Annotated in this window: 18 protein-coding genes; 11 read left to right on the top strand and 7 right to left on the bottom strand. The window is 70.6% G+C overall.

Features of this window, described 5'->3' with window-relative positions; translation table 11 throughout:
• The first annotated feature begins 87 nt into the window (after positions 1-87).
• Positions 88-1200: an ADP-ribosylglycohydrolase family protein gene (locus tag AC068Z_RS13845; protein ID WP_478554824.1), complete on the top strand. Its 1113-nt coding sequence runs from the start codon at positions 88-90 to the stop codon at positions 1198-1200.
• On the opposite strand, the gene AC068Z_RS13840 is transcribed toward AC068Z_RS13845, so the two are convergent.
• On the bottom strand, positions 1197-2768 hold the full coding sequence (locus AC068Z_RS13840; RefSeq protein WP_478554823.1) for a sodium:solute symporter family protein: 1572 nt from the start codon (positions 2766-2768) through the stop codon (positions 1197-1199). The genes AC068Z_RS13845 and AC068Z_RS13840 overlap by 4 nt on opposite strands.
• Positions 2769-2894: 126 nt before the next feature.
• A complete protein-coding gene (locus AC068Z_RS13835; RefSeq protein WP_478554822.1) occupies positions 2895-3683 on the bottom strand; it encodes an SDR family oxidoreductase in 789 nt (262 codons plus the stop codon).
• A 76-nt stretch (positions 3684-3759) separates the two neighbouring features.
• On the opposite strand from AC068Z_RS13835, the gene AC068Z_RS13830 reads away from it, so the two are divergent.
• Complete coding sequence (locus AC068Z_RS13830) at positions 3760-4647, top strand: hypothetical protein (RefSeq protein ID WP_478554821.1); 888 nt, start codon at positions 3760-3762, stop codon at positions 4645-4647.
• Between the two features lie 6 nt (positions 4648-4653).
• Here the strand turns inward: AC068Z_RS13830 and AC068Z_RS13825 are convergent, their stop codons facing one another.
• Positions 4654-6468 carry an MFS transporter gene (locus AC068Z_RS13825; protein ID WP_478554820.1) on the bottom strand — a complete coding sequence of 605 codons (1815 nt, stop codon included), beginning with the start codon at positions 6466-6468 and terminating at the stop codon, positions 4654-4656.
• Between the two features lie 206 nt (positions 6469-6674).
• Positions 6675-9041, bottom strand: coding sequence for a D-alanyl-D-alanine carboxypeptidase (locus AC068Z_RS13820; RefSeq protein WP_478554819.1), 2367 nt, complete (start codon positions 9039-9041; stop codon positions 6675-6677).
• Between the two features lie 335 nt (positions 9042-9376).
• Here AC068Z_RS13820 and AC068Z_RS13815 point away from each other — a divergent pair, with 335 nt between their 5' ends.
• The 3 genes from AC068Z_RS13815 (at position 9377) to AC068Z_RS13805 (ending at position 11743) form a co-directional block, all read left to right on the top strand.
• Positions 9377-10132, top strand: coding sequence for a GOLPH3/VPS74 family protein (locus tag AC068Z_RS13815; protein WP_478554818.1), 756 nt, complete (start codon positions 9377-9379; stop codon positions 10130-10132).
• 342 nt (positions 10133-10474) lie between these two features.
• Positions 10475-11332: a helix-turn-helix domain-containing protein gene (locus AC068Z_RS13810; RefSeq protein ID WP_478554817.1), complete on the top strand. Its 858-nt coding sequence runs from the start codon at positions 10475-10477 to the stop codon at positions 11330-11332.
• A gap of 219 nt (positions 11333-11551) precedes the next feature.
• Positions 11552-11743, top strand: coding sequence for a DUF397 domain-containing protein (locus tag AC068Z_RS13805; RefSeq protein ID WP_451719482.1), 192 nt, complete (start codon positions 11552-11554; stop codon positions 11741-11743).
• Positions 11744-11888: 145 nt separating this feature from the next.
• Here AC068Z_RS13805 and AC068Z_RS13800 read toward each other — a convergent pair whose 3' ends face one another.
• The 3 genes from AC068Z_RS13800 to AC068Z_RS13790 are packed head-to-tail and all read right to left on the bottom strand — an operon-like array spanning position 11889 to position 14312.
• A complete protein-coding gene (locus AC068Z_RS13800; RefSeq protein ID WP_478554816.1) occupies positions 11889-12758 on the bottom strand; it encodes a MerR family transcriptional regulator in 870 nt (289 codons plus the stop codon).
• Positions 12759-12813: 55 nt separating this feature from the next.
• Positions 12814-13323, bottom strand: coding sequence for a glutathione peroxidase (locus AC068Z_RS13795; RefSeq protein WP_478554815.1), 510 nt, complete (start codon positions 13321-13323; stop codon positions 12814-12816).
• Complete coding sequence (locus AC068Z_RS13790) at positions 13320-14312, bottom strand: ArsR/SmtB family transcription factor (protein ID WP_478554814.1); 993 nt, start codon at positions 14310-14312, stop codon at positions 13320-13322. The genes AC068Z_RS13795 and AC068Z_RS13790 overlap by 4 nt, the downstream gene beginning before the upstream one ends.
• 70 nt (positions 14313-14382) lie before the next feature.
• Between AC068Z_RS13790 and AC068Z_RS13785 the strand changes: the two genes are divergently transcribed.
• The 6 genes from AC068Z_RS13785 to AC068Z_RS13760 all read left to right on the top strand — a co-directional run bounded on the left by AC068Z_RS13785 (position 14383) and on the right by AC068Z_RS13760 (position 21364).
• On the top strand, positions 14383-15561 hold the full coding sequence (locus tag AC068Z_RS13785) for an MFS transporter (RefSeq protein ID WP_478554813.1): 1179 nt from the start codon (positions 14383-14385) through the stop codon (positions 15559-15561).
• 82 nt (positions 15562-15643) lie between these two features.
• Positions 15644-17299 carry a cellulase family glycosylhydrolase gene (locus AC068Z_RS13780; protein ID WP_478554812.1) on the top strand — a complete coding sequence of 552 codons (1656 nt, stop codon included), beginning with the start codon at positions 15644-15646 and terminating at the stop codon, positions 17297-17299.
• A gap of 417 nt (positions 17300-17716) precedes the next feature.
• Complete coding sequence (locus AC068Z_RS13775) at positions 17717-18790, top strand: ParB/RepB/Spo0J family partition protein (RefSeq protein WP_478554811.1); 1074 nt, start codon at positions 17717-17719, stop codon at positions 18788-18790.
• A 469-nt stretch (positions 18791-19259) separates the two neighbouring features.
• Positions 19260-19601, top strand: coding sequence for a hypothetical protein (locus AC068Z_RS13770; protein WP_478554810.1), 342 nt, complete (start codon positions 19260-19262; stop codon positions 19599-19601).
• Positions 19598-20425, top strand: a complete 828-nt coding sequence (locus AC068Z_RS13765) for a relaxase/mobilization nuclease domain-containing protein (protein WP_478554809.1) — start codon at positions 19598-19600, stop codon at positions 20423-20425. The genes AC068Z_RS13770 and AC068Z_RS13765 overlap by 4 nt, the downstream gene beginning before the upstream one ends.
• Positions 20426-20542: 117 nt before the next feature.
• Positions 20543-21364, top strand: a complete 822-nt coding sequence (locus tag AC068Z_RS13760; RefSeq protein WP_478554808.1) for a hypothetical protein — start codon at positions 20543-20545, stop codon at positions 21362-21364.
• Positions 21365-22157: the final 793 nt, after the last annotated feature.

Genomic DNA, 22157 nt, shown 5'->3' with positions numbered 1-22157 from the left:
TACCCTTCCACACCCTGAACCGACCGTTCCTGGTCGATTACAGTGCTGAGCTGTCGTACGTCCGCACGGTGTCCCGGGGAGGTCTTGGTGGGTGCGACTGCCGGCCCGGTCTGGGGCCGTTCCGAACAGCAGGACTTCCGCAGCCGGGTGCGCGGCACGATGCTCGGGGTCGCGGTCGGCGACGCGCTGGGCGCGCCCGTGGACGGGATGGGCCTGGCGGAGATCAGGGAGACGTACGGCGCCGAGGGCCTGGTCGATCTGGGGCTCGGCTACGGCCGCCGGGGCGCGGTGACGCATCTGACCCAGCTCGCCCTCTTCTCGGTCGACGGGCTGATACGCGCCCAGGTCCGCCGGGACACCGGCGCCTGGCATCCGCCGACGGATCTGCACCGGGCCTATCTGCGGTGGGCGGCGACCCAGCGGGACTGGGGTCCCGACGAGCGGCGCAAGGACGACGGCTGGCTGGCCCGCGAGGAGTGGCTGTACGCGCGGCGCGATCCGGCGCGGTCGCTGCTGATCGGTCTGGGCGACGAGACGATGGGCACACCGGAGGCGCCGAAGAACCCCGGCGAGGCCGGTCCGGAGGCGGCGGCCCGCTCGGCCCCCTTCGGGCTCCTGGTCGGCTGGGAGCCCCAACTGGTGGCCCAGCTGGCGATCGAGTGCGCGGCGCAGACGCACGGCCACCCGGTGGGATACCTGTCGGCGGGGGCGTACGCGGTGATCGTGCACGGCCTGGCCTGCGGGGAGTCGCTCGATGGCGCGGTCCAGCGGACGCTGGCGCTGCTGGCGGCCCGTCCCGGCCACCAGCCGGTCTCGGCGGCGCTCCAGCACGCGCTCGGCGCGGTGCGGCAGGGGATGCCGACGCCGGCCCGGGTCGAGGAACTGCTGGGCGAGGGCACGGCGGACGGTCTGCTCGCGGCGGCGGTGTACTGCGCCCTGGTGGGCGAGGACGTACGGCACGGCCTGTGCCTGTCGGTGAACCACGACGGCCCGTCCGCGGCGGCGGGCGCCCTGACGGGCGGCCTCCTGGGCGCCCTGCACGGCGAGACGGCCCTCCCCCCGGCTTGGCTGGCCGAGCTGGAGGGCCGTCCCACGATCCTGGAACTGGCGGACGACTTCGCGATGGAGATGACCCAGGGCCCGGCCCTGCACGGCCCGGCGGGCTCCTCCCCGGGCTGGCTGGCCCGCTATCCGCGCTAGTCCTTCACCCGCATGCCGACCACGTCGTCCCCGGCCGGGGCCGGGGCCGGTACCGCGGCCGCCGCGCTGTCGTCGTCGGTGTTGATCTTCTCGATGATGGCCAGGCGTTCCGGGGTGTCCTCCGGCTTGATGTAGCCGACCAGGATGTACAGGACCAGGGAGACCGCGAGCGGGATCGAGACCTGGTACTGCAGCGGTACCCCGCCCTCGACGTTCCAGCTGATCGGGTAGTTCACCAGCCAGAAGGCCAGCAGCCCGAGCGACCAGCTGGTCAGCGCCGCCGTGGGACCCGAGCGGCGGAAGGGGCGCAGCAGGCCCAGCATCATCGGGATCGCCATCGGGCCCATCAGCCCGGCCACCCACTTGATCACGACCGTGATGATGTCCCCGAACGTCGGCGAGTTCACCTGGGTCGCCGCCGCCATGGACAGGCCCAGGAAGACCACCGTCGTGACCCGGGCCACGCGCAGGCCCTGACCCTCGCTCCAGCTCCGCGCCCTGCGCCACACCACCGGCGCGCAGTCCCGGGTGAACACCGCCGCGATGGCGTTCGCGTCGGAGGAGCACATCGCCATGGTGTGCGAGAAGAAGCCGACGATCACCAGGCCCAACAGGCCGTGCGGCAGCAGCTGTTCGGTCATCAGACCGTAGGAGTCCGAACCGTCCGGCTTCTGCGAATCCACCAGCAGCGGCGACATCCACATCGGGAAGAACAGCACCAGCGGCCAGACCAGCCACAGGATCGCCGACAGCCGGGCCGACCGCTCCGCCTCACGCGCGTTCGGCGTCGCCATGTACCGCTGCGCCTGGTTGAGCATGCCGCCGTTGTACTCGAACAGCTTGATGAAGAGGAACGCCAGCAGGAAGACGGTCCCGTACGGCCCCACCAGTGGCTCGCCGTGGCCCTGGAGCTCCGGTTCGTCCCAGGCGCCGAAGAAGCCGATGCCCTTGTCGTCCAGTTCGACGACCACGGCCACGAACATCGCCACACCGGCCAGGAGTTGGATCACGAACTGGCCGAGCTCGGTCAGCGCGTCCGCCCACAGCCCGCCGATCGTGCAGTACACGGCCGTGATCGAACCCGTGATCAGGATCCCCTGGTTCAGCGAGATCCCGGTGAACACGGACAGCAGGGTCGCGATCGCCGCCCACTTCGCGCCCACGTCCACGATCTTCAGCAGCATCCCGGACCACGCCAGCGCCTGCTGCGTCTTCAGGTCGTACCGGTTCTTCAGGTACTCCAGCGGGGAGGCCACGTGGAGCCGTGAGCGGAGCCGGTTGATCCGCGGCGCGAACAGCTTCGAGCCGATGGCGATGCCGAGGGCGATCGGGAAGGACCAGGTGACGAAGGACGTCACGCCGTAGGTGTAGGCGATCCCCGCGTAGCCGGTGAACATCACCGCGCTGTAGCCCGACATGTGGTGCGAGATGCCGGAGAGCCACCACGGCATCTTCCCGCCGGCCGTGAAGAAGTCGCTCACGTTGTCCACGCGCTTGTGCGACCAGATGCCGATGGCCACCATCACGCCGAAATAGCCGATGAGCACGGCCCAGTCGAGACCGTTCATGTGCGCCCTCCCAGGGTTCAGCCCGGCGCTCATCGTCCGCACTGTCGCGTGAGCACGACAAGTGAGCGTAGGGTCAAGGGGAGGTAAAAGTATTCGCGAACATGGCCTCAGTTCATATCCATGAACTCATCGCATCAGCTCCCCGGCGTTGACCAGCAAAGACTGTCCGGTGATCGCCCGTGCGCGGTCCGACACCAGGAACGCCGCCGCGTCCGCCACATCCCCGTCCGTGGCCAGCTCCGGCAGCGCCATCCGGTCCGCGAGCCGCTTCAGCACGACGGACTCCGGCACCCCTTCCGTCTGCGCCGTGAACTGGACGTACGCCTGCACCGGCGGCCCCCACATCCAGCCCGGCAGCACGGTGTTGACCCGGATCCGAGACGGCCCGAGCTCCCGCGCCAGCGAGTACATCGCGCTGGTCAGCGCCCCCTTCGAGGCGGCGTACGCGGCCTGCCGCACCTGCGAGGGCGCCGCCACCGCCGACTGCGTGCCGATGAACACCACCGAGCCGCCACCGCCGTCCCGCAGCGCGGGAAGGCACGCGCGTGTCATCCGCAGCGACCCCAGCAGGTTCACGTCGAGCACCGACTGCCAGGTGGTGAAGTCCGCGTCCTCCAGGCCCCCGAAGCAGCTGTCCCAGGCCGCCACATGCACGACGCCGTCGATCCGCCCGAACCGCTCCCGCGCCAGCTCGGCGAGCGCGCGGCACTGCGGTTCGTCGGTAATGTCCGTCGGGCGGTACGCCGTGTGCGCCCCGCCCGGATCGATCTCGGCCGCGCTCTTGGCGAGGTTGGCCTCCGTGCGCGCCCCGAGCACCGCGTTGCCGCCGTCCCGGACGACCGCCGCCGCCACTTGGTGCTCGAGTCCGGGCCCGACTCCCGACACCACCACGGTCCTGCCCGCGAGCAAAGACATCCCGACCCCTCCCGGCCTCTGGCGCTCCATCTGACGGAGCGTCAGAGTATGGGCGACCGCAGGAAAGGGGAACCGCATGAGCGCTCAGGACCGCGGGAGCGAGGACACCCGCAGTGACGGCACCCGCAGTGACGGCACCCGCAGCGAGGTCTACGCCGAACTGGCCGCCGTCGGCCCGTACGGCGTCCGCCCGGGCCATGCCCTGATCACCATGGTCGAACCGCACCCGGGCCACGAGTACGCCTACAACCGCTGGTACGAGGACGATCACTACTACGCCGGCGCCATGGCCATGCCCTGGATGTACGCGGGCCGCCGCTGGGTCGCCACCCGGGACCTGCAGCTCCTGCGCGTGCCCGAGAAGTCGGCCGTCGCCCAGCCGGTCACGGCGGGCTGCTACCTCTCGACGTACTGGATCACCGCGGGCCGCTACGACGACCACATGAAGTGGACCGTCGCCATCAACAAGCGCCTCAACCGCGACGCCCGCGTCCACCGGGAACGCACCCACGTCTTCACGGCCTTCCAGGACCACGAGGCGACCGTGTACCGGGACGGCGCGGCCGGCCCGCGCGACTTCCACGCGCTGGACCACCCGTACCGGGGGCTCGTGCTGGAGGTCGTCGACGCGGAGTCGGCCGAGCGGCGGGCCGAGCTGCTGGAGTGGCTGCGCTCGCGCCACCTGCCGAAGCGCCTCGCGGGCTCCCCGGCCGCGATGGTGACGATCTTCCGGCCGACCCCGCTGCCCGGCGACCGGATGACCTACGTCAAGCAGGTCGAGGGCGTCGACACCCGGCTGACCCTGCTGTGGTTCCTGGAGGCGGACCCACGGGAGTGCTGGGAGCCGTACTTCACGGACCTGAGCACCGACCTGAGCACCGAAGGGCTGGGCCGGATCGAGCTGCTCGCCCCCTTCGTCCCCACCGTCCCCGGCACCGACAGGTACGTGGACCAGCTCCGCTGAGGGGGGTCACTTCAGGGCGTCGGGGCACGGCGTGCCGCGCGGCACGTCATAGGGCGCCGCCAGCCGGTACGTGCCCGCCTTCGGGGCCACCAGCATCGTCCACTTGTCCCCGAGGGCGTCCTCCTCGGTCTCCATCAGGCAGCCGTTGACGTTGTCGTACGTCTTCGGCTCACCGTCGGGACGGTCCTTGGAGGCCTCGGTCTCCTTCGGCGGGTCGAGCTTGTGGCCCTCGGCGTCGACGATGCTCAGCCACGGCGAGTAAGGGATCTTGATCAGCACCCGCCCCGGCTTGCTCACCCGCATCGTCCACTCGCCCTGCTCGGCCCGCTCCACCACGGTGTTCGGCTCGGCCAGCGGCGCCGGGTCGATCACCCGGAACAGCTGCCAGTTCGCGTCGCCCCAGACCTGCTTCAGATACGGCATCCCGCGCTGCACCAGCTCCCGCTCGCGCTCACCGCCGTCGCCGTCCGGATCGTCCTTCGGCACCACCACGTAGTGCACGGCCCAGCGCCGCAGCCACTCCAGATAGTTCGCCGAGTTCAGGGTGTCGTCGTAGAAGAGCGGGTTGCGCTCCATGTCGGCCTGGCGGTTCCAGCCGCGGGCGAGATTGACGTACGGCGCGAGCGCGGAGGCCTCGCGGTGGGAGCGGGCCGGGACGACCTCCACCCGGCCCTTCTCGGCGCCGACCTCCTGGAGTTCGTTGACCAGCGGCGCCAGCTCCCGGGCCCAGGAGGCGGCCGGGGTGGTGTGCACGACGTCGTCGACCGACTTCACGCCGATCCACACCGTGAACCCGACGACGGACAGCACGACGGCGTACCACTTGCGCGAGCGCGGCACCGTGAACGGGAGCGCCGCCACCAGCGCGACGCCCGCGAACAGCATGGGCAGCCGGGTGATGTTGGAGCCGATCTGCGAGCTGATCAGCCACACCAGCAGCACCGACAGCGCGTAGACCGCCGAGGTCAGCCGGACCGTCGTCCACTCCTTGGGGACGAGGAACAGCACCAGGACGGCGGAGGTGAACGGCAGGATCGCCGAGGCGATCGACATCGGCTGCGTTCCGGAGAAGGGGAACAGCCACGCCGACACGGCCACCACCGCGGTCGGCGCGAGCCCCAGCGCCCAGGCGCCGGGACGTCTCTTCTGCAGGAACATCGCCACCGCGATCAGACCCACGAACAGTCCGGCGACCGGCGAGGCCATCGTCGCGAGCGCGGCCAGCGGGGCGGCGCACAGCGCCTTCGCCCAGCGCTTGTAGCGCCAGCGGTACGGCCAGCAGAACACCACGGCCACCGCGCCGAGGGCGAACATCGTGCCCAGGCCGAAGGTGACCCGGCCCGAGGCGGCGTTGCACAGCAGCGCGAACACGCCCGCGAGCGCGGCCCACAGCGGATTGCGCACGGACCGGCTGCGCAGCAGGACGAGCGTGAGCAGCCCGGCGGAGACGGTCCCGGCGATCATCATCGTCGTACGGACGCCGAGCACGGACATCAGATACGGCGACACCACGCTGTAGGACACCGGGTGCATCCCGCCGTACCAGGCGAGGTTGTACGCCGAGTCCGGGTGCCGGCCGACGAACTCGGCCCAGGCGTCCTGCGCCGCGAGGTCGCCGCCGCTGTTGGCGAAGGTGAAGAACCAGACGATGTGCAGCACCCCGGCGAGGGCCGTGACCGACAGGACCGGGTGGCGCAGCAGCCGCTCACGCACGGTGAGCAGCAGGGACTGCGGTGCAGGTTCCTCGGACCCGTCTATTCGCGGGCCGGTTCCCGGGCCCGGGTCGGTGTCGTCGGTGCGTGTCGGCTCAGCGGTGGCCACCGTCAAGGCTCCCCGTGGTGTCCTGTCTTCTGTTCTGGCCGCGTCCCGTTTCCCGCGTGTTGTCGGCCCTGACTCTGAGGGTTCTCCGGTCGTGCCTTGTGGGCGACGGCCTGACCCGTTTCGTGACGCTAGCACGCAGCCCACCGGGCGGCTCCCGGGTGGGGCCGGTCGGTGGGCTGCGGCGCGGGCGGTGCGACCTCGGCGGCTCAGCCGATCCGCGTCAGCTTGTCGGTGAAGCCGGGCTCCACCAGGTCGCTCTGGAGCGCCACCGGGACCTTGACCGCGCCCGCGGTGCCGCCGTCGCCGACGGTGAGCGTGCCGACCTTGGTGCCGGCCTTCGCCGTGTGCGGTACGGCGTCGGCGGCGAAGTCCAGCTCCACCTTCAGGCCCGTCCAGCCGGCCGCCTTGACGTCCTTCGTCGCCACGACCGGGGTACGGCCGCCGAGCCCGTCGTCGACGTATCCGACGACCTCGCCCTTCTTCAGCAGCGTCTTGGACTCCAGCGCGCCCTGCGCGGCGCGGATCAGCTGGTCGCCGGCGCTGAGCGCGGCGGCGAGGATGCCGCTGCCGGTGTCCGGCTGGCGCACCACCGCGCCGACGATGGTGCGGGTCTCGCCGCCGACGTCCTGCTTCGCGGCGAAGACCAGGTTGCCGAGGGCGGAGGTGGTGGTGCCGGTCTTGATGCCGACGACGTTGTTCTTGCCGACGAGCTGGTTCCAGTTGCCGTGGTTCTGGCCCTTGTAGTCGTCGTACGACATCATCGCGGCGACCTCGCGGAAGGCGGGGAACTCCATCCCGGCCTTGGCGAGCTTGACCTGGTCCACGGCGGTGCTGACGGTCGTGTTGTTCAGGCCCGAGGGGTCGGTGTACGTCGTGTTGGTCATGCCGAGGTCCTCGGCGGCGGCGTTCATCTTCTCCACGAACGCCTTCTCGGACCCCGCGTCCCAACGGGCCAGGAGACGCGCCACGTTGTTCGCGGACGCGATGAGGATGCTCTCCAGGGCCTCGCGCTCGGTGATGGAGTCACCGGCGAAGACGTCGACGGTGGACTCCTGGCCGGCGTCCGACTGCTCCTCGGCGGTCTGGTCGATCTCGATCTTCGGGCCCTCTTCGCCGCTCTTGAGGGGGTGGTCGCGGAGGATGACGTACGCGGTCATGACCTTGGCGACGCTGGCGATCGGGACGGGCTTCTGCTCACCGGAGGAGCCGAAGGTGCCGATGCCCTGGACGTCGAGGGCGGCCTGTCCCTCCTGCGGCCAGGGGATGTCGACCTTGCCGCCGTCGAAGGTGTACGTCTCCTGCGCGGTGAGGTCGAGGGTGGGGGTGGGGACCGGTCGTACGGCCTGCACGATCGCGAAGACCACCACCAGGAGCAAAACGAGCGGAGTCCAGATCTTGACCCGGCGGACCAGAGTGCGGACAGGGGTGTCCGGGGGCGGCGGGGTGTTCGTCAGCTCGGCGAGCAGGTCGAGCGGCGGCTTGGGCGGCAGCGGCTGCTGAGTGGTGCGCTCGGGACCGACCTGGGGGACGGCGGCGGTGGCATCGGGCGCCGTGGGCTTCGGCGAGGTGGCGGGTGCCGTGGGCTTCGCTTGCGTCGCCGGCTTGGCCGGGAGGTCGGGCTTGAGGGCGACGAACTTGCTGGTGGGCTGGTCCACGGGGGGCCGGACGGCGCGGAAGGCGGTGGTGGGCTGGTCCACGACCTTGGCCGCGGGCTTCGAAGCGTCCTCGGCTTCGCCTTCGGCCGCCTCGCTCCCACCCGCACCACCCGTGCGGCTTTCGTCGTCGGCTGCGGGTGGCCCCTGTGGGGCGTCCTCGCCGTCGGCGGCCTCGGGCCTCTGCGGGGCTTGGGGGGTGTCGTTCCCACCCGCACCGCCCGTGCGGCTCTCGTCGTCGGCTGCGGGCGGCCCCTGTGGGGCGTCCTCGCCGTCGGCGGCCTCGGGTGCGTCCTGGGGGGTGGTCTTGGTGGCGGCGGCCTCCGGGCCGGTGGCCGCCGGGCCGGCGCTCGGCTCGGCGTCAGCGTCGGCGGACTCGCCGTCCTCGGCTTCGGCTTCGGCTTCGGCCTCCGGCTCGTCTGCCTGGACCTCGGGCTCGGGCTCGTCTGCCTCGGCCTCGGGCTCGGCGCCCGGGTCGTCTGCCTCGGCCTCGGGCTCTTCCGCCTCGGCCTCGGGCTCTTCCGCCTCGGCCTCCGGCTTCTCCGCCTCGGCGTCTTGCGCCTTCGCCTCGGTGTCCGCGTCCCCCTCAGGGGTGGCGTCGGCTTCGGGCTTCGGGGTCTCCTCGGCGGCGGTCTTCGCCTCGGCGTTCGCCTCCGCCTCGGCCTCGCGCGTCTCCTCCGCGTCCGCGGCCTCGGCAGCCGGTGTCTTCTCGTCGCCGTTCGCCACCCACGCCGCCACGGCCGCGCGCAGGCGGTCGTCGCCGGACTTGGGCTCCTCGGAGTCGGCCTTCTCGGCCTTCTCGGTCTTCTCCGGGGGCTCGGCCTGGTCGGGCTTCTCCGCGGGCGGCGCCGGCTTTCTGGCCTCCGCCAGGTCGCGGGACGACAACACGCGCGTGGCCGTGTCCACGCCGCCGCGGGTCATCGCGAGACGGGGGTCGGTGGATTCGTTCCGGGACTCCGGAACCGGAACCGCGCTCCCCGACGTCGGTTCTGCCGACGACTCGCGCTGCTTCGAACTGTCGGGGGACTCGCCCGCCACCGATGCCTCCTAAACCGTGATCCGTCTGAATCGCCGCCGCCCGGGACACCGCTCCGCAGCGCTGTCCGAACCATGTACCAGTGTCCTGTGTGCGGGCCTGACCGAAGCGATAGACGAGAACGACATACCTACTGGTTCCCTTACAAACAGGTCACGCACCCTCGACAGACCAATGTGAGAGGGGTCACCCTGTCATTCATCCACGCGGGGAGGCATGGATGGGCAGGAGCCGCAGAACAATTCCGGAGGAGCTTCTGCTGCTGGCACTGGACCCGGCCACGGGTACCACTGCACAGCCGCAGTCGCTCGACCTCGGTCTGGCCGGAGCACAGCTAGTGGAGCTGGCGCTGGCCGGACGGATAGCCCCAGACGGGGATCGTATCGCCGTGGTGGTACCACGGCCGACTGGAGATCCGACTTTGGACTGTGCGTTGGAGCTGCTGCGCAGGCGTGGCGCTCCCGTGCGTGCCGTTCACTGGATCGGCGGACCCCGATTGGGGTTGCGCCAGACCTACCTCTCGCATCTGGAGCGGTGCGGCATGGTGCATGCCGTCGCCGGTCAGATGTGCGGGGTGCTGCCGACCACTCGCTACCAGGCGACGGACAACGCCATCAGCCGGGAGATCCGGTCCCGGCTGGATTCCGCGATCCGCACCGGCGTGCCGCCGGACCCGCGGACCGCGGCGCTCGCCGCACTGGCGCACGCGGTCGGTCTCGGCAAGCACCTGTATCCGGGCAACGAGGGCAGGTCCTCGCGGTCCCGGCTGCGGGACCTGATCAGGCACGACCCCATGGGCGGTCTCGTCGCGCACGCCGTGATGGACGTCCAGAACGGCGTCGCGGCCCAGCCGCGCCGCAGCCCAGCCCCGGCGGGCCGCCAACCGGCCGCGGGCGGCAGGGCCGCACCGGAACCCGCTCGTGGCGTTCCGATGCAGCCACGCCGAGGCTCGATGGCACGCGTCGTGGCTCACTGAGCCGCAGGTCCACGACGTAACGTCACCGCAGTCGGCACCACGCACGACGCACCACGCACCACGCACCACGAGCGCCGCACCGCAGTCCCCAAGGCCGGTTCGGGAGCCGCTGGTCCGCGCGGGGTGGCGGGACCGTATGTGTCCGGACGACGACACGGTCCCGCCGCCCCGCGCGGCCGCATGTGCGGAAGATTGCGGAACAATTCGGTCAGCGCTCTGAACTGGCGCTTACACAGCGCATATCCACCGTTTCCCAGCGGTAGAAAGCACCTTGGTGGCAGTCTGCTCAACAGCAGATACGCAAAGTCGCAAGCAGTTCATGCAGCCGGAGGTGCACGTCCCGTGGCGTCCAATGTCAATCCCACTGTCAGGCGCCGCCGGCTGGGTCAGGAGTTGCGCCGGCTCCGCGAGCTCAAGGGCATGACGGCCGAAGAGGTGGCCGAGCGGCTGCTGGTCTCCCAGTCGAAGATCAGCCGTCTGGAGAACGGCCGCCGCAGCATCAGCCAGCGAGACGTGCGCGACCTGTGCGGGGTCTACGAGGTCGAGGACCACCGGATCGTCGACTCCCTGATGCAGATGGCCAAGGACTCCCGCCAGCAGGGCTGGTGGCACGCCTTCGGGGACGTCCCGTACAGCGTCTACATCGGCCTGGAGACGGACGCGGCGAGCCTTCGGGTCTACGACCCCCAGGTCGTCCCCGGCCTGCTCCAGACGAAGAGTTACGCGGAGGCCCTGATCTCGGGCGCCCTGCCGGAGGTCACCCCGGTCGACATCGACAAGCGCGTCCAGGTGCGGCTGCGCCGACAGGAACGTATCTCTGCCCCGGACAACCCGCTGCGCCTGTGGGCCGTCCTCGACGAGGCGGCGCTGCGCCGCGAGGTGGGCAGCCGGCACGTGATGATCGAGCAGCTGGAGCACCTCGTCGAGATGTCCCGGCTGCCCCATGTCACCGTGCAGCTCATCCCGTTCACCATGGGCGCGCACCCCGGCGTGAGCGGCCAGTACGCGATCCTGGAGTTCCCGGACGCCGCCGACTCCAGCGTGGTCTACATCGAGGGCGTGACCAGCGACCTCTACCTGGAGAAGGCGCAGGACGTCCAGAAGTACAGCGTGATGTACGAGCACCTGCGGGCGCAGGCCCTGAACGCCGACCAGAGCCGCGAGTTCATCGCCGACGTGGCCAAGGACTACGCGCGCTGAGCTGCGGCGCCGGAAGATACACCTTCGCCCGGCCGCGGCGGAAGTCCCCACTGGAATATGCCATCCAGTCGAGTGAATAGTCGCTCCGCACCCCGAAGTTGGCGAGTAGCGTCGATCACGCCATCGAGCAACACCGATTGGCGCAAACCGTGCCGTGCGGACGGAAGGCACCCGCACGGCACGCGGTCAGCAACTCAGCAACTGGTTACCGGAGCGAACATGGCAATCAAGCAGGGTGTCACGGACACGTGGGTCAAGTCCTCGTACTCGCAGGGCAATGGCGCATGCGTCGAGATCAAGTCCCCTGTCCTCTCGGCAATGGCCGTCCGGGACTCCAAGGTCCCCGAGGGCCCCGTCCTGGCGTTTCCCGCGACCGCGTGGAGCGCCTTCGTGGCCTCGGTCAAGGCGTAAGGGGCTGCCCCCTGAGCCTTGGCCGATGACGATCGACAACCGCACAAGCACCACGCAAGAGCCCTCTCGACCAGCCCGCCGTCCTTGCCGAGGGGGCTCGGCTTGTGCCCGGCGGACGTCCAACGCGTCCGCCGGGCACGGCCGTTCACTTCACGGGGAAGGCGACGTCGCAGACCGGGTCCTCCGGGCCCGCGGCGTCCCAGTCCGCGAAATAGACCTCACGGCACGGGCCCGCCATCCGCAGCCCCTGCCCCGGGATCCACTCCTCCACCGCCTCGAAGGCGGCCAGGATCTGCGGATGGGCCACCTGCGCCTTGGTGATCCTGGTGTACGCCAGCCGCTGGGCCGGCTCCACGCGCAGCTTCGTCGCATGGGTACGGCCCTGGCGCTCGACCCAGGCACGGGCCGCAGCCTCGTCCGCCACCGGGACGCACGCCTCGGCCGGGCCGTCGCTCTCCATCGACACGTCGGAGTGGTACACGACGAACGGCGCCCCGGTGCTGCCGCCGCACTCCCGGGACCCCTCCTCAAGGCGCCCCAGCGAGGCGCCGATCCAGGCCGGCAGCTCGCCCGCCAGCACATGCCGGGTCTCGGTGATCAGCACCTGCGCGGGCACGTCCACCGTCTCGACCACGAACTTTCCGTACATCTCGGAGCTCCTCCCCGACAGCCGTCCACGGAGGTACTCGGCCAGCGTCCGCTGCCCCGCCACCCGCGTCTCCACGTCCGCCCAGTAGGCGTCGAGCCGGCCGGCGGCGGTGATCCCGTCCGGCGCCCCGACGACCTCCGCGATCCGGGCGAGCGGCATGTCGAGCTGGCGCAGCAGCGCCACCAGACGCGCGCGCTCGACCTGGTCGGCGCGGTAGTAGCGGTAACCGCTGACCTCGTCGACATGCGCCGGGGCCAGCAGGTCCAGGCGGTCGTACAGCCGCAGTGCCTTGGCCGACAGCCGCGCCCGCGCGGCGAACGCGCCGATGGTGAGCAGTTCCTCGTCCACGGCCTCATCCTCCGTCACCGGGCGGCTCTTCCGCCCGGCGACAGGGAGGCTCAGCCCTGCCCCAGGGGCAAGGTCAACCCGCGAGGTGCGCCTCGACGGCCGCGACGAGCTCCGCCGCGTCCGGCTCGGTCTGCGGCGAGAACCGGGCGACGACGCCTCCGTCCCGGCCGATCAGGAACTTCTCGAAGTTCCAGCGGATGTCCCCGCTGTGCCCCTCGGCATCGGCGAAGCCGACGAGCCGCTCGTACAGCGCGTGCCGCCCCTCGCCGTTCACCTCGACCTTCTCGGTCATCGGGAAGGTCACGCCGTACGTCGCCGAGCAGAACTCGGCGATCTCCTCGGCGCTGCCCGGCTCCTGCCCGAGGAACTGGTTGCAGGGCACCCCGAGCACGGTGAGCCCACGCTCCGCGTACCGCTCGTGCAGCCGCTCCAGCCCGGCGTACTGCGGGGTCAGCCCGCACTTGGAGGCCACGTTCACGACCAGCACGACCTGGCCGGCGTACTGCTTGAGATCGGCGGAGCCACCGGTGAGCGCGCCGATCGGGACGTCCAGGGGGCTGCCCTTGCTGCTGTCTACAGTCATGCCCGGATGCTAGCTCCGCCGGGTGACACCGCCCCGGCCGCCTCCACCAGCACCTCGCCCGCCGCCGTCCGCACATACAGCACCGACCGCCCCGCCCGCCGCCGCTCCACCAGGCCCGCGTCCAGCAGGACCCGCAGGTGGCCGCCCACCGAGCCGAGCCCCTGCCCGGTGACGGCGACCAGCTGGGTCGTGCTCAGGGGTGAGCCGAGCAGCATCAGGACCGCGGCCCGCGCGCCGCCGACAAGGGCCCCGAGTCCGGCCGGCGCGGGCCTGCGGCCCTCCTCGGCCAGCGCTCCGACACACGGGTACACGACCGCGTACCGCTCGCACCCCTCCCACGCCACCCACCCCGCCCTCGGTGTCACCGGCACGAACACCAGCTCGGCGCCGGACAGCTCCCGGGGCGGGTACTCGTGCCGGTTGACCTGGAACCGGCTCTCCCCGAGCCAGCGGGTCCCCGGCCGCAGCGAGTCCAGCACCGCCGCCCAGCCGTACCGGCTCACCTGAACGGTCCGGGCGACCACGTCCGCCTCCAGCACCCGTCGGCGCCGGTCCCAGTCCGGTCGTACGGCCTCCTGCCAGACGTACTCGAGGAGCGCCGCCGCCCGGGACGGCAGGTCGTCCCGGTCCAGGTCGGCGGGGAGCGGGCCGGCCAGGGACACGGCGAGGTGGGCGCGGGCGTCCTCGGGGCGGGCGGCGCGGACCCGGGCCACGCCCTCCTCGAAGCTCTCCCCGTCCCGGGGCGTCGGCGTGAGGAAGTCGGCGATCCAGTCCCGCCCGAGCCCGGCGCGCACCAGCAGCGCCGTCACCGGATCCGCGGCGAGCAGGGCCCGGTACCCGGGCCGGTGGGCGCGCAGCCAGTCCCGCTCCCCGGGATGCGTGCCCACGCCCGCGTGCAGCAGCTTCAGGCTCGCGAAGGTCTCGGCCAGCGGCGAGAGCACGAACCGGCTGCGCGCGAGCGTGTCCGCGTTGATCTGCCACCAGCCCATGAAGCCCCCCACCTTTCGTGCCCGCGCGAAACATTAACCGGCCCCGCGCGGCCCGCCGGAGACTCCGCTCATGCGCTACCGACTCCTCTTCCGCACCCCCGAGTTCACCCCTCTCTTCCTCTCCTCCGCGGCCCAGATCGCGGCCCAGACGATCGGCGGCCTGGCGCTCGCCACGCTGGTGTACCGGGCGACGGACTCCCCGCTGCTGTCGGCGGTGAGCATGTTCGGCCCCTCGCTGGCCCAGGTGCTCGGCGCGTCCCTCTTCCTCTCCGGCGCCGACCGGCTGCCCCCGAGGGCGGCCCTGACGGGCCTCTCGCTGGCCTTCGCGGCGGCGACGGCCGTCCTCGCCGTCCCCGGCCTGCCGATCTGGGCCGTCTTCGCCGTGCTGCTCGCCCAGGGACTCGTCGCCTCGCTCGGCGGGGGAGTGCGCTGGGGCCTGCTGAACGAGATCCTCGCCAAGGACGGCTACCTGCCGGGGCGTTCGCTCTTCAACATGATGAGCGGGATCACGCAGATCGCCGGATACGCGACGGGCGGGGCCCTCGTCACGCTGCTGACGCCCCGCCTGTGCCTGCTGCTCTCGGCACTGCTGTACGTCCTCGCGGCGGCCGTGGTCCGCCTCGGCCTCACACCCCGCCGGCCCCGCGCCTCGGGCCGCCCCTCCGTCTCGGCGACCTGGCGCGCCAACGCCCTGCTGTGGTCCTCCCGCCCCCGCCGGACCGTCTACCTCGCGCTGTGGATCCCCAACGGCCTGGTGGTGGGCTGCGAATCCCTCTACGTCTCCTACGACCCCGAATCCGCCGGCACCCTGTTCGCCTGCGCGGCCTTCGGCATGCTGGTCGGCGATGTCGCCGTGGGCCGCCTGCTCCCGCCCGCGCCGCGCGCCCGGCTCGGGGTCCCGCTCCTGTGCCTGCTGGCGGCGCCGTACCTCCTGTTCGTCCTGCACCCCGCGCTCCCGCTCGCCGCCACCGCGGTCGCCGTCGCCTCCGTCGGCTTCGGCGCGAGCCTCGTCCAGCAGGAGCAGCTGATGGCACTGACCCCGGACGAACTGAGCGGCCACGCACTCGGGTTGCACTCCGCCGGAATGCTCACCTGGCAGGGCACGAGCGCGACGCTGGCGGGAACGATCGCCCAACTGACCTCCCCGGCAACGGCGATGACGGCCATGGCCGCGCTCTCCCTCGCGGTGACGGCGTCCCTCGCGCCGGGCCTGGGCGCCGAGCGCACGCGGGTCTGCGCGACATCTTGACGTGTCCCTGCCTGAGTGGGTTTATGGGAGCGCTCCCACGTTTCTGTGGTTGTCCCTGTTTCCGGCGCTTACTGGAGTCGCAGTGAGAAGACAGAGCACGAGACGAACCCGAACGCCCTTAGCCGCACTGCTCACGGCGCTGGCCGCGCTGCTCGGCCTGCTGGCCCTGGGCACGGCCCCCGCCCAGGCCGCCGAGCCGCCCGTCGCCCCGCAGGCCACCGGCCTGCACATCAGTAACGGCCGCCTGCTGGAGTCGAACGGCAACGACTTCGTGATGCGCGGCGTGAACCACGCCCACACCTGGTACCCCGGCCAGACCCAGTCGCTGGCCGACATCAAGCGGCTCGGCGCGAACAGCGTGCGGGTCGTGCTGTCCAACGGCCATCGCTGGACCCGGAACACGCCCGAGGACGTGGCCGCGGTCATCGCGAGCTGCAAGGCGAACCGGCTGATCTGCGTCCTGGAGGTGCACGACACCACGGGCTACGGCGAGGAGGCGGCGGCCGCCACGCTGGACTCGGCGGCGGACTACTGGATCGGCCTGAAGGACGTACTGGCCGGCCAGGAGGACTACGTCATCGTCAACATCGGCAACGAGCCCTGGGGCAACACCGATCCGGCGGGCTGGACGGACCCGACGATCGCCGCGATCAAGAAGCTGCGGGCCGCGGGCCTGCAGCACACGATCATGGTGGACGCGCCCAACTGGGGCCAGGACTGGCAGAACGTCATGCGCGCCAACGCCCAGGCGGTGTACGCGGCGGACACCACCGGCAACCTGATCTTCTCGATCCACATGTACAGCGTGTACGACACGGTGGCGGAGATCACCGACTACCTGAACGCCTTCGTCACCGCCAAACTCCCCCTCCTCATCGGCGAGTTCGGCGGACCCGCAGACCAGTGGGGCGACCCGGACGAGGACACCATGATGGCGGCGGCGGAGCAGCTGGACCTCGGCTACCTGGCCTGGTCCTGGAGCGGCAACACCGACCCGATCCTGGACCTGGCGATCGGGTTCGACCCGAATCAGCTGAGCTCGTGGGGCCAGCGCATCTTCAACGGCGCGAACGGCATCGCCCAGACGTCGAAGGAGGCCACGATCTTCGGCGGCACGGCGCCCGACACCCAGGCCCCGACGGCACCCGGAACCCCGACGGCCTCCGGGGTGACGGCGACCTCGGCGACGCTCAGCTGGCCCGCGGCCACTGACAACGTTGGCGTGACGGCGTACGACGTGGTGCGGGTGACCGGAGGGACGGAGGCGACGATGGCGTCCTCCACGACGAGGACGGCGACGCTGACGGGCCTCACCGCGAACACGTCGTACACCTTCGCGGTCTACGCCCGTGACGCGGCCGGCAACCGTTCGCCGCGCTCGGCGACGGTGGCCGTGACGACGACGGCGACCCCCGCGGGCACCTGTGCGGTGGGCTACCGGGTGTCCAACGAATGGCCGGGCGGCTTCCAGGCGGAGATCACGATCCGCAACACGGGCCCGGCCCCGGTCAACGGCTGGACCCTGGCCTTCGCCTTCCCCAACGACCAGAAGGTCACGAACATGTGGGGCGGCACCCCGACCCAGACCGGCAACGCGGTCTCGGTGGCCGCCGCCTCCTGGACGTCCACGATCCCGGCCGCCGGCTCGGTCACGGTCGGCTTCACGGGCACGAAGGGCACGACGAACGCGCCCCCGACGACGTACACACTGAACGGCGCGACCTGCACAACGAGCTGACCCCCGGACGGGCCGGATCCCCCACATGGCCTCCGGCCCGTCTCACCTGTTTCGCGGCCGACGCCTCACCGCCGCTGGGCGGAGCTTCTCGATGCCGCTGGGCGGAGCTTCTCGACCCCGCGCAGAGCCACCTGCCGATCGCCGAGCCGACGGCCCTCTGGGGGCTCCCCCCGCCAGGCGGACTTCAGCCCATCGGAGGGTCCGGCCCAACTCGGTCGCGCCGCCATGTGGCACACCCGCCACACATCTCGATCAACAACTCTGCAATAACTGACGTGTTGAGGCATAAATTGACCTCTCAAGTTAGCAAAGTGTTCTCATGACTTCATTTGTGCTGCTGACGCGGAACCCGTTGCGCTCCGGTGTCCCCATGCGCCCACAGGCGGTGGGCATCCCTGCCCTGACCGGGGAGTTCTCATGACCGAGGCGGCGCTCACCGAGTTGCCGGTCGATCGCATCAGCCTCAACCCGGACAACCCCCGCTCGTCCCTGGGCGATCTCACCCAGCTTGCCGGCAGCCTCAAGGAGCACGGACAGAAGCAGGCGATCACGGTCATGAACCGGCATGCCTATCTGAAGGCCAACCCCCAGAGCGAGGCGGAGATCGACCCGGACGCGACCCATGTCGTCATCGACGGCAGCAGCCGCCTGGCAGCGGCCCGGATGGCGGGCCTCGCCACGGTGAAAGTCCTGGTCGACGACGACCAGGGCGCCGACGAGGACGCCCTGCTGGAGTCCGCGCTCGTGGCCAACATCCATCGCCAGGACCTGGATCCGCTCGACGAAGCGCGTGCGCTGCTCCGGTTGAAGGCGATTTACGGCACCCAGGAGGCCCTCGCCGCGCGGCTGCATCGTTCCCAGGGCTGGGTCTCCCAGCGCCTTGCCTTGCTCAATCTGACCCCACAACTCCAGGAGCGCATAGGAAAGGAGCCCATCGATCTCCTGCGCGCGGTGGGAAAGAAGCCGGCTGAGGAGCAGGAGCTGGTCCTCGATCGCCTCAAGCGGCAGAGGGCGGAGAAGGAGGCCGCACGGCAGGCGTCCCGGACAGCGCGCTCCGCCGCATCGGGACCTGCTCCCACCGCTGCCCAGCCTCCGGCTCAGGCGGATGATTACGGCGTAATGAAGCGGCCCGCCGCGGGAACCGGCGTTGCCCTGGCCCCGGGAGACGTCGGCCATTACCCCGTAATGAACCGAGAGTCCGGCAACGGCCATTACGGCGTAATGGACCCCGCGACGAGGGACGGTCATTACGGCGTAATAGAGGAGATGGGTGCGGTACCGGCGCCACAGCCGGCTCCTGAGCGCCGTCCCGCGGACGTCCCCGCATGGGGTGCTCAGCCCGGCACCCGACGCCAGATCAAGATGCCGTGGGACGACGGAGTGGCGTGTGCGGAGATAGCCATTCAGAAGATGTCCCGGGAGCAGAGGGCGCTGATGATCCAGCGGCTGTTGGAGCAACAGAGGGCGGAGGAGGCCCGTAGGCCAGCCTGAGCAACCCTGAACGGTCGCCCATGACAGGGGCGTTGTCCGACGCCAGCATTGCGTCGGACAACGCCCCTGTCGCCTTTTGACGAGCCATCCACGGAAGGCCACCGCCCTCACCAGCCCTCCGGCAATGGACGTCGAGCCCTGAAACGCCCCATGCCAACAACACGGCGAACTCCCGTTCGCTGCGTGGTTGTTGTGGCGCTGGCGTCGACGCGCAAGCCGGAACGCCCGTGCTGTGTCTGGTTGTTGTGGCCCTGGTGTTGGTGGTGGAAGGGAGCGAGCTATGCAATAGGGCTTCGCTTATGGCGTGTTGGGGCTCGACGATCTCGCGGTGCTCGACGTGTGGTTACCGTGAGGGGTGGGACCGCTGTCGCGGTGTCGGCTGGCGCCGGCGGGCGGGCGGTGGGAGCTGTCGCTGGGGAGGGAGTGGGAGTTGGTACGCGGTACACCAGGCGCGAAGCGGAAGCACTGCGTGAGCGTGCGCCTGAACGAAGAGGAGCTGGAGCGCTGGCAGGCGGCGCGCGGCGGCACGGAGAGGAAGGAACTGGGCGCCTGGGTGCGGGCGGTGGTGGAAGAGGCGCTGCAGGGCCACCCAGGAGTTCCGGGGGACGTGCCGAAGGTGCCGGAGGTGAACGAAGCCGCTTACCTTCAGCTCGTCCAAGCGGCGTCGGATCTCAGGGAGTTGGTGACCGCACTTCGTGAGCGAGGCGAGCTCTCTCCCCGGACGGACGAGGTGATCGCGCGCCTGGGGGACGCGGCACTGTCGACGCGGGGCCTGTCCGCTCCCTTTCCCCACGCCGGGACGGCTCGGTGATCGCCAAGATCACCAAGGGCCGCCGCGCGGCTCGCGCGCTGCGCTACGACTTCGGCCCCGGCCGCCATGAGGAGCACGAGAATCCCCGCCTGGTGGCGGGGAACGTCCCCGGCACGTTGGACCAGCTGGTGCAGCTCATCGACACGCACACGGAGCGGCGGGCTGACGTGGCCCGTCCGATTTGGCGCTGTGCGCTGCGGACTGCTCCGGAGGACCGGATTCTGTCCGACTCCGACTGGGGCCGGATAGCCGAGCGTTACGTGCGGCTGATGGGTTATGGGGAGTGTCCGTGGGTCGCGGTCCGGCACGGGGAGGAGCACATCCATCTCACGGTGAGTCGGGTGGACTGGCGTGGCTGGCTGGTGCGGGACGCGTTCGACTATCACCGTTCCTGGCCGATCGTCCGTGAGATTGAGCGCATCTACAAGTTGGTGGACGCGGAGGAGCGGAGTGACCGTGTGGCGCCGCAGGTGACGCGTCCTGAGCGGGAGGCGAGTCTGCGCCGTGGGGCGTCGGTGCCGGAGCGTGAGCAGTTGCGTGCGCGGGTGCGTGAGGCGCGGGACGCATCGCGTGGCCGGGGCAGGAAGGCGTTCGAGCGGGCGTTGGACGCGGCGGGCGTGTTGTGGCGGGCGCGTCTGACGACGGCGGGTGAGATGGGCGGCTATTCCTTCACGATCCCGGAGTGGCGGGACCGTGACGGGGGCCGGATCTGGGTTCCGGCGTCGAAGGTGGCGAAGGATCTGAGCTGGCCGCAGCTGCGTACGGCGGTGGCGGCGCCGGACCCCGATGCTGGGTCTGACCTGGGGTCTTCCTCGCAGTCGTGATGAGTCCGAGTCCTCCGCTGTCAGTGCGGTAGGCGAGACTGCGACAGGGGGTTGCCGTGCTGCAGGCCCGGGATGCCCTCTGTGGACTGCTCTGCCCGACGACGAAGGGATGCTGCTGTGACCAGCCGGCACCGCACTGACTTCGGCCCTGTTCAGCTTGCGCGTTGGCTCGGGATCGAGGAGTGGCAGCTGAGGCGTGCGTTGAGCCGTGGTCTGATCCCCGCGCCGGACGTCGAGGACCGCCGCTGGTCGGCCGATCTGGCGCGTACGCTGCCGGATCGGGTGCCGGAGATCCTGTCGGCGATCGGTGCGGACCGTGAGGTCGCCGTCGTCGATGAGGTCAAGGAGCCGAAGCGTATGCGTTCGGGAAGCCGTGAAGGCATGGGGCCTGTTCAGTTGGCGCGCTATCTGGGTCTGAAGAACTGGCAGTTGCAACGTGCTCGTGACCGAGGTCTGATCCCTGATCCGGACACGCCGGAGCACCGTTGGTCGGAGGAGTTGGCGCGCACGTTGCCGGATCGGGTGCCGGAGGTCCTGGCGGCCGTCGGTGATCATCCGGGTCTGGGTTCGGAGAAGGCGGCGGAGCGTTTGGCCGAGCGGACGGGTCTGGAGGTGGATCGTTCGGATGTCCAGCTTCTGGCTGATCGTGGCGTGCTGAGGCCGGTGGGTGATTTCCGTGGTTGGCCGCTGTATGCCGTGAAGGACCTGGACGGGTTGCCGGTCGTGGCTGTCTCCGGGGTCGTCGGTGAGCGTCTTGCGTGGCTGGTCGCGAGTGTGTCGAGTGCCGAGGCTGCCGAGCTGCTGGGCTGGTCGGAGGGTCGGTTCGAGGTCACTGCCGAGCGGCGCGGGGTGGCTTCGGGTCGTTTTGGTCGGTTTGCGCGAGCTGATGTCCTGGCGCTGGCTGACGAGAATCTGTCAGGTGACGACTCGTCTGCTTGATCTGTTCCGCTGTGCGGCTTCCAGGGCCGTCTACGGCGATCTCCCGGTCCCGTGCGAGCCTCGGGTGCCCGTGGGGCCCCAGCGCGTTGCTGTTCACTTCTAGGGCCCTTGGTGGGCCGTATGGCGATCAGAGGGGTCAGAGAGCAGCCCCGCGTGGCTGCGTGAACGCATCGTTGGCGGTGCAGGCGCGGTGTCCTGCTGTGTCGTCGATCCCGCACCAGCCGTGCCGGCCATCGCCTCCTCATGTCTCCGGAGGAGGGTGTGTTTCCTCCAGGCACTGACCGGGTCGGTCCGGCTGCGAAGCCTGGGGTCGGGCCCTTCCCGGCACCAGAGCCTGGCAGACGCCTGGGGGGCCGCAAGGGAAAGCGCCTTGCGGCCCCCTCCAGGCGCCTGCCTGATCGGCTCGTGCCGGGAAGGGCCAACCGACCCCAGGCCGCAGCCGCGGCCGACCCTCCCGGCAGTACCTGGAGGTTAGTGATGATCGACCAGCTCATCTTCGACATGGGTGGCGTGGCGGCCCGGACGCTGGGTGGCACGAGCTCGAACAACGAGGACAAGCGTCAGGTCTACGCGGCCTGATCCCCGCGTGATGGGGGTGTCTCCCGGGTTTTCCCCGGGGGGCACCCCCTTGCGTCTCTCTCGACCCGTTTCGTTGCTGTCGGGCGGTCTGCCCGCGGCTGACATCTGGAGGAATCAGTGATCGACCAGCTCATCTTCGACATGGGTGGCGTGGCGGCCCGGACGCTGGGTGGCACGAGCTCGAACAACGAGGACAAGCGTCAGGTCTACGCGG

The sequence above is a fragment of the Streptomyces sp. NPDC043726 genome (genome assembly GCF_056436565.1).
This window is presented reverse-complemented; position numbering and strand designations above follow the sequence as displayed.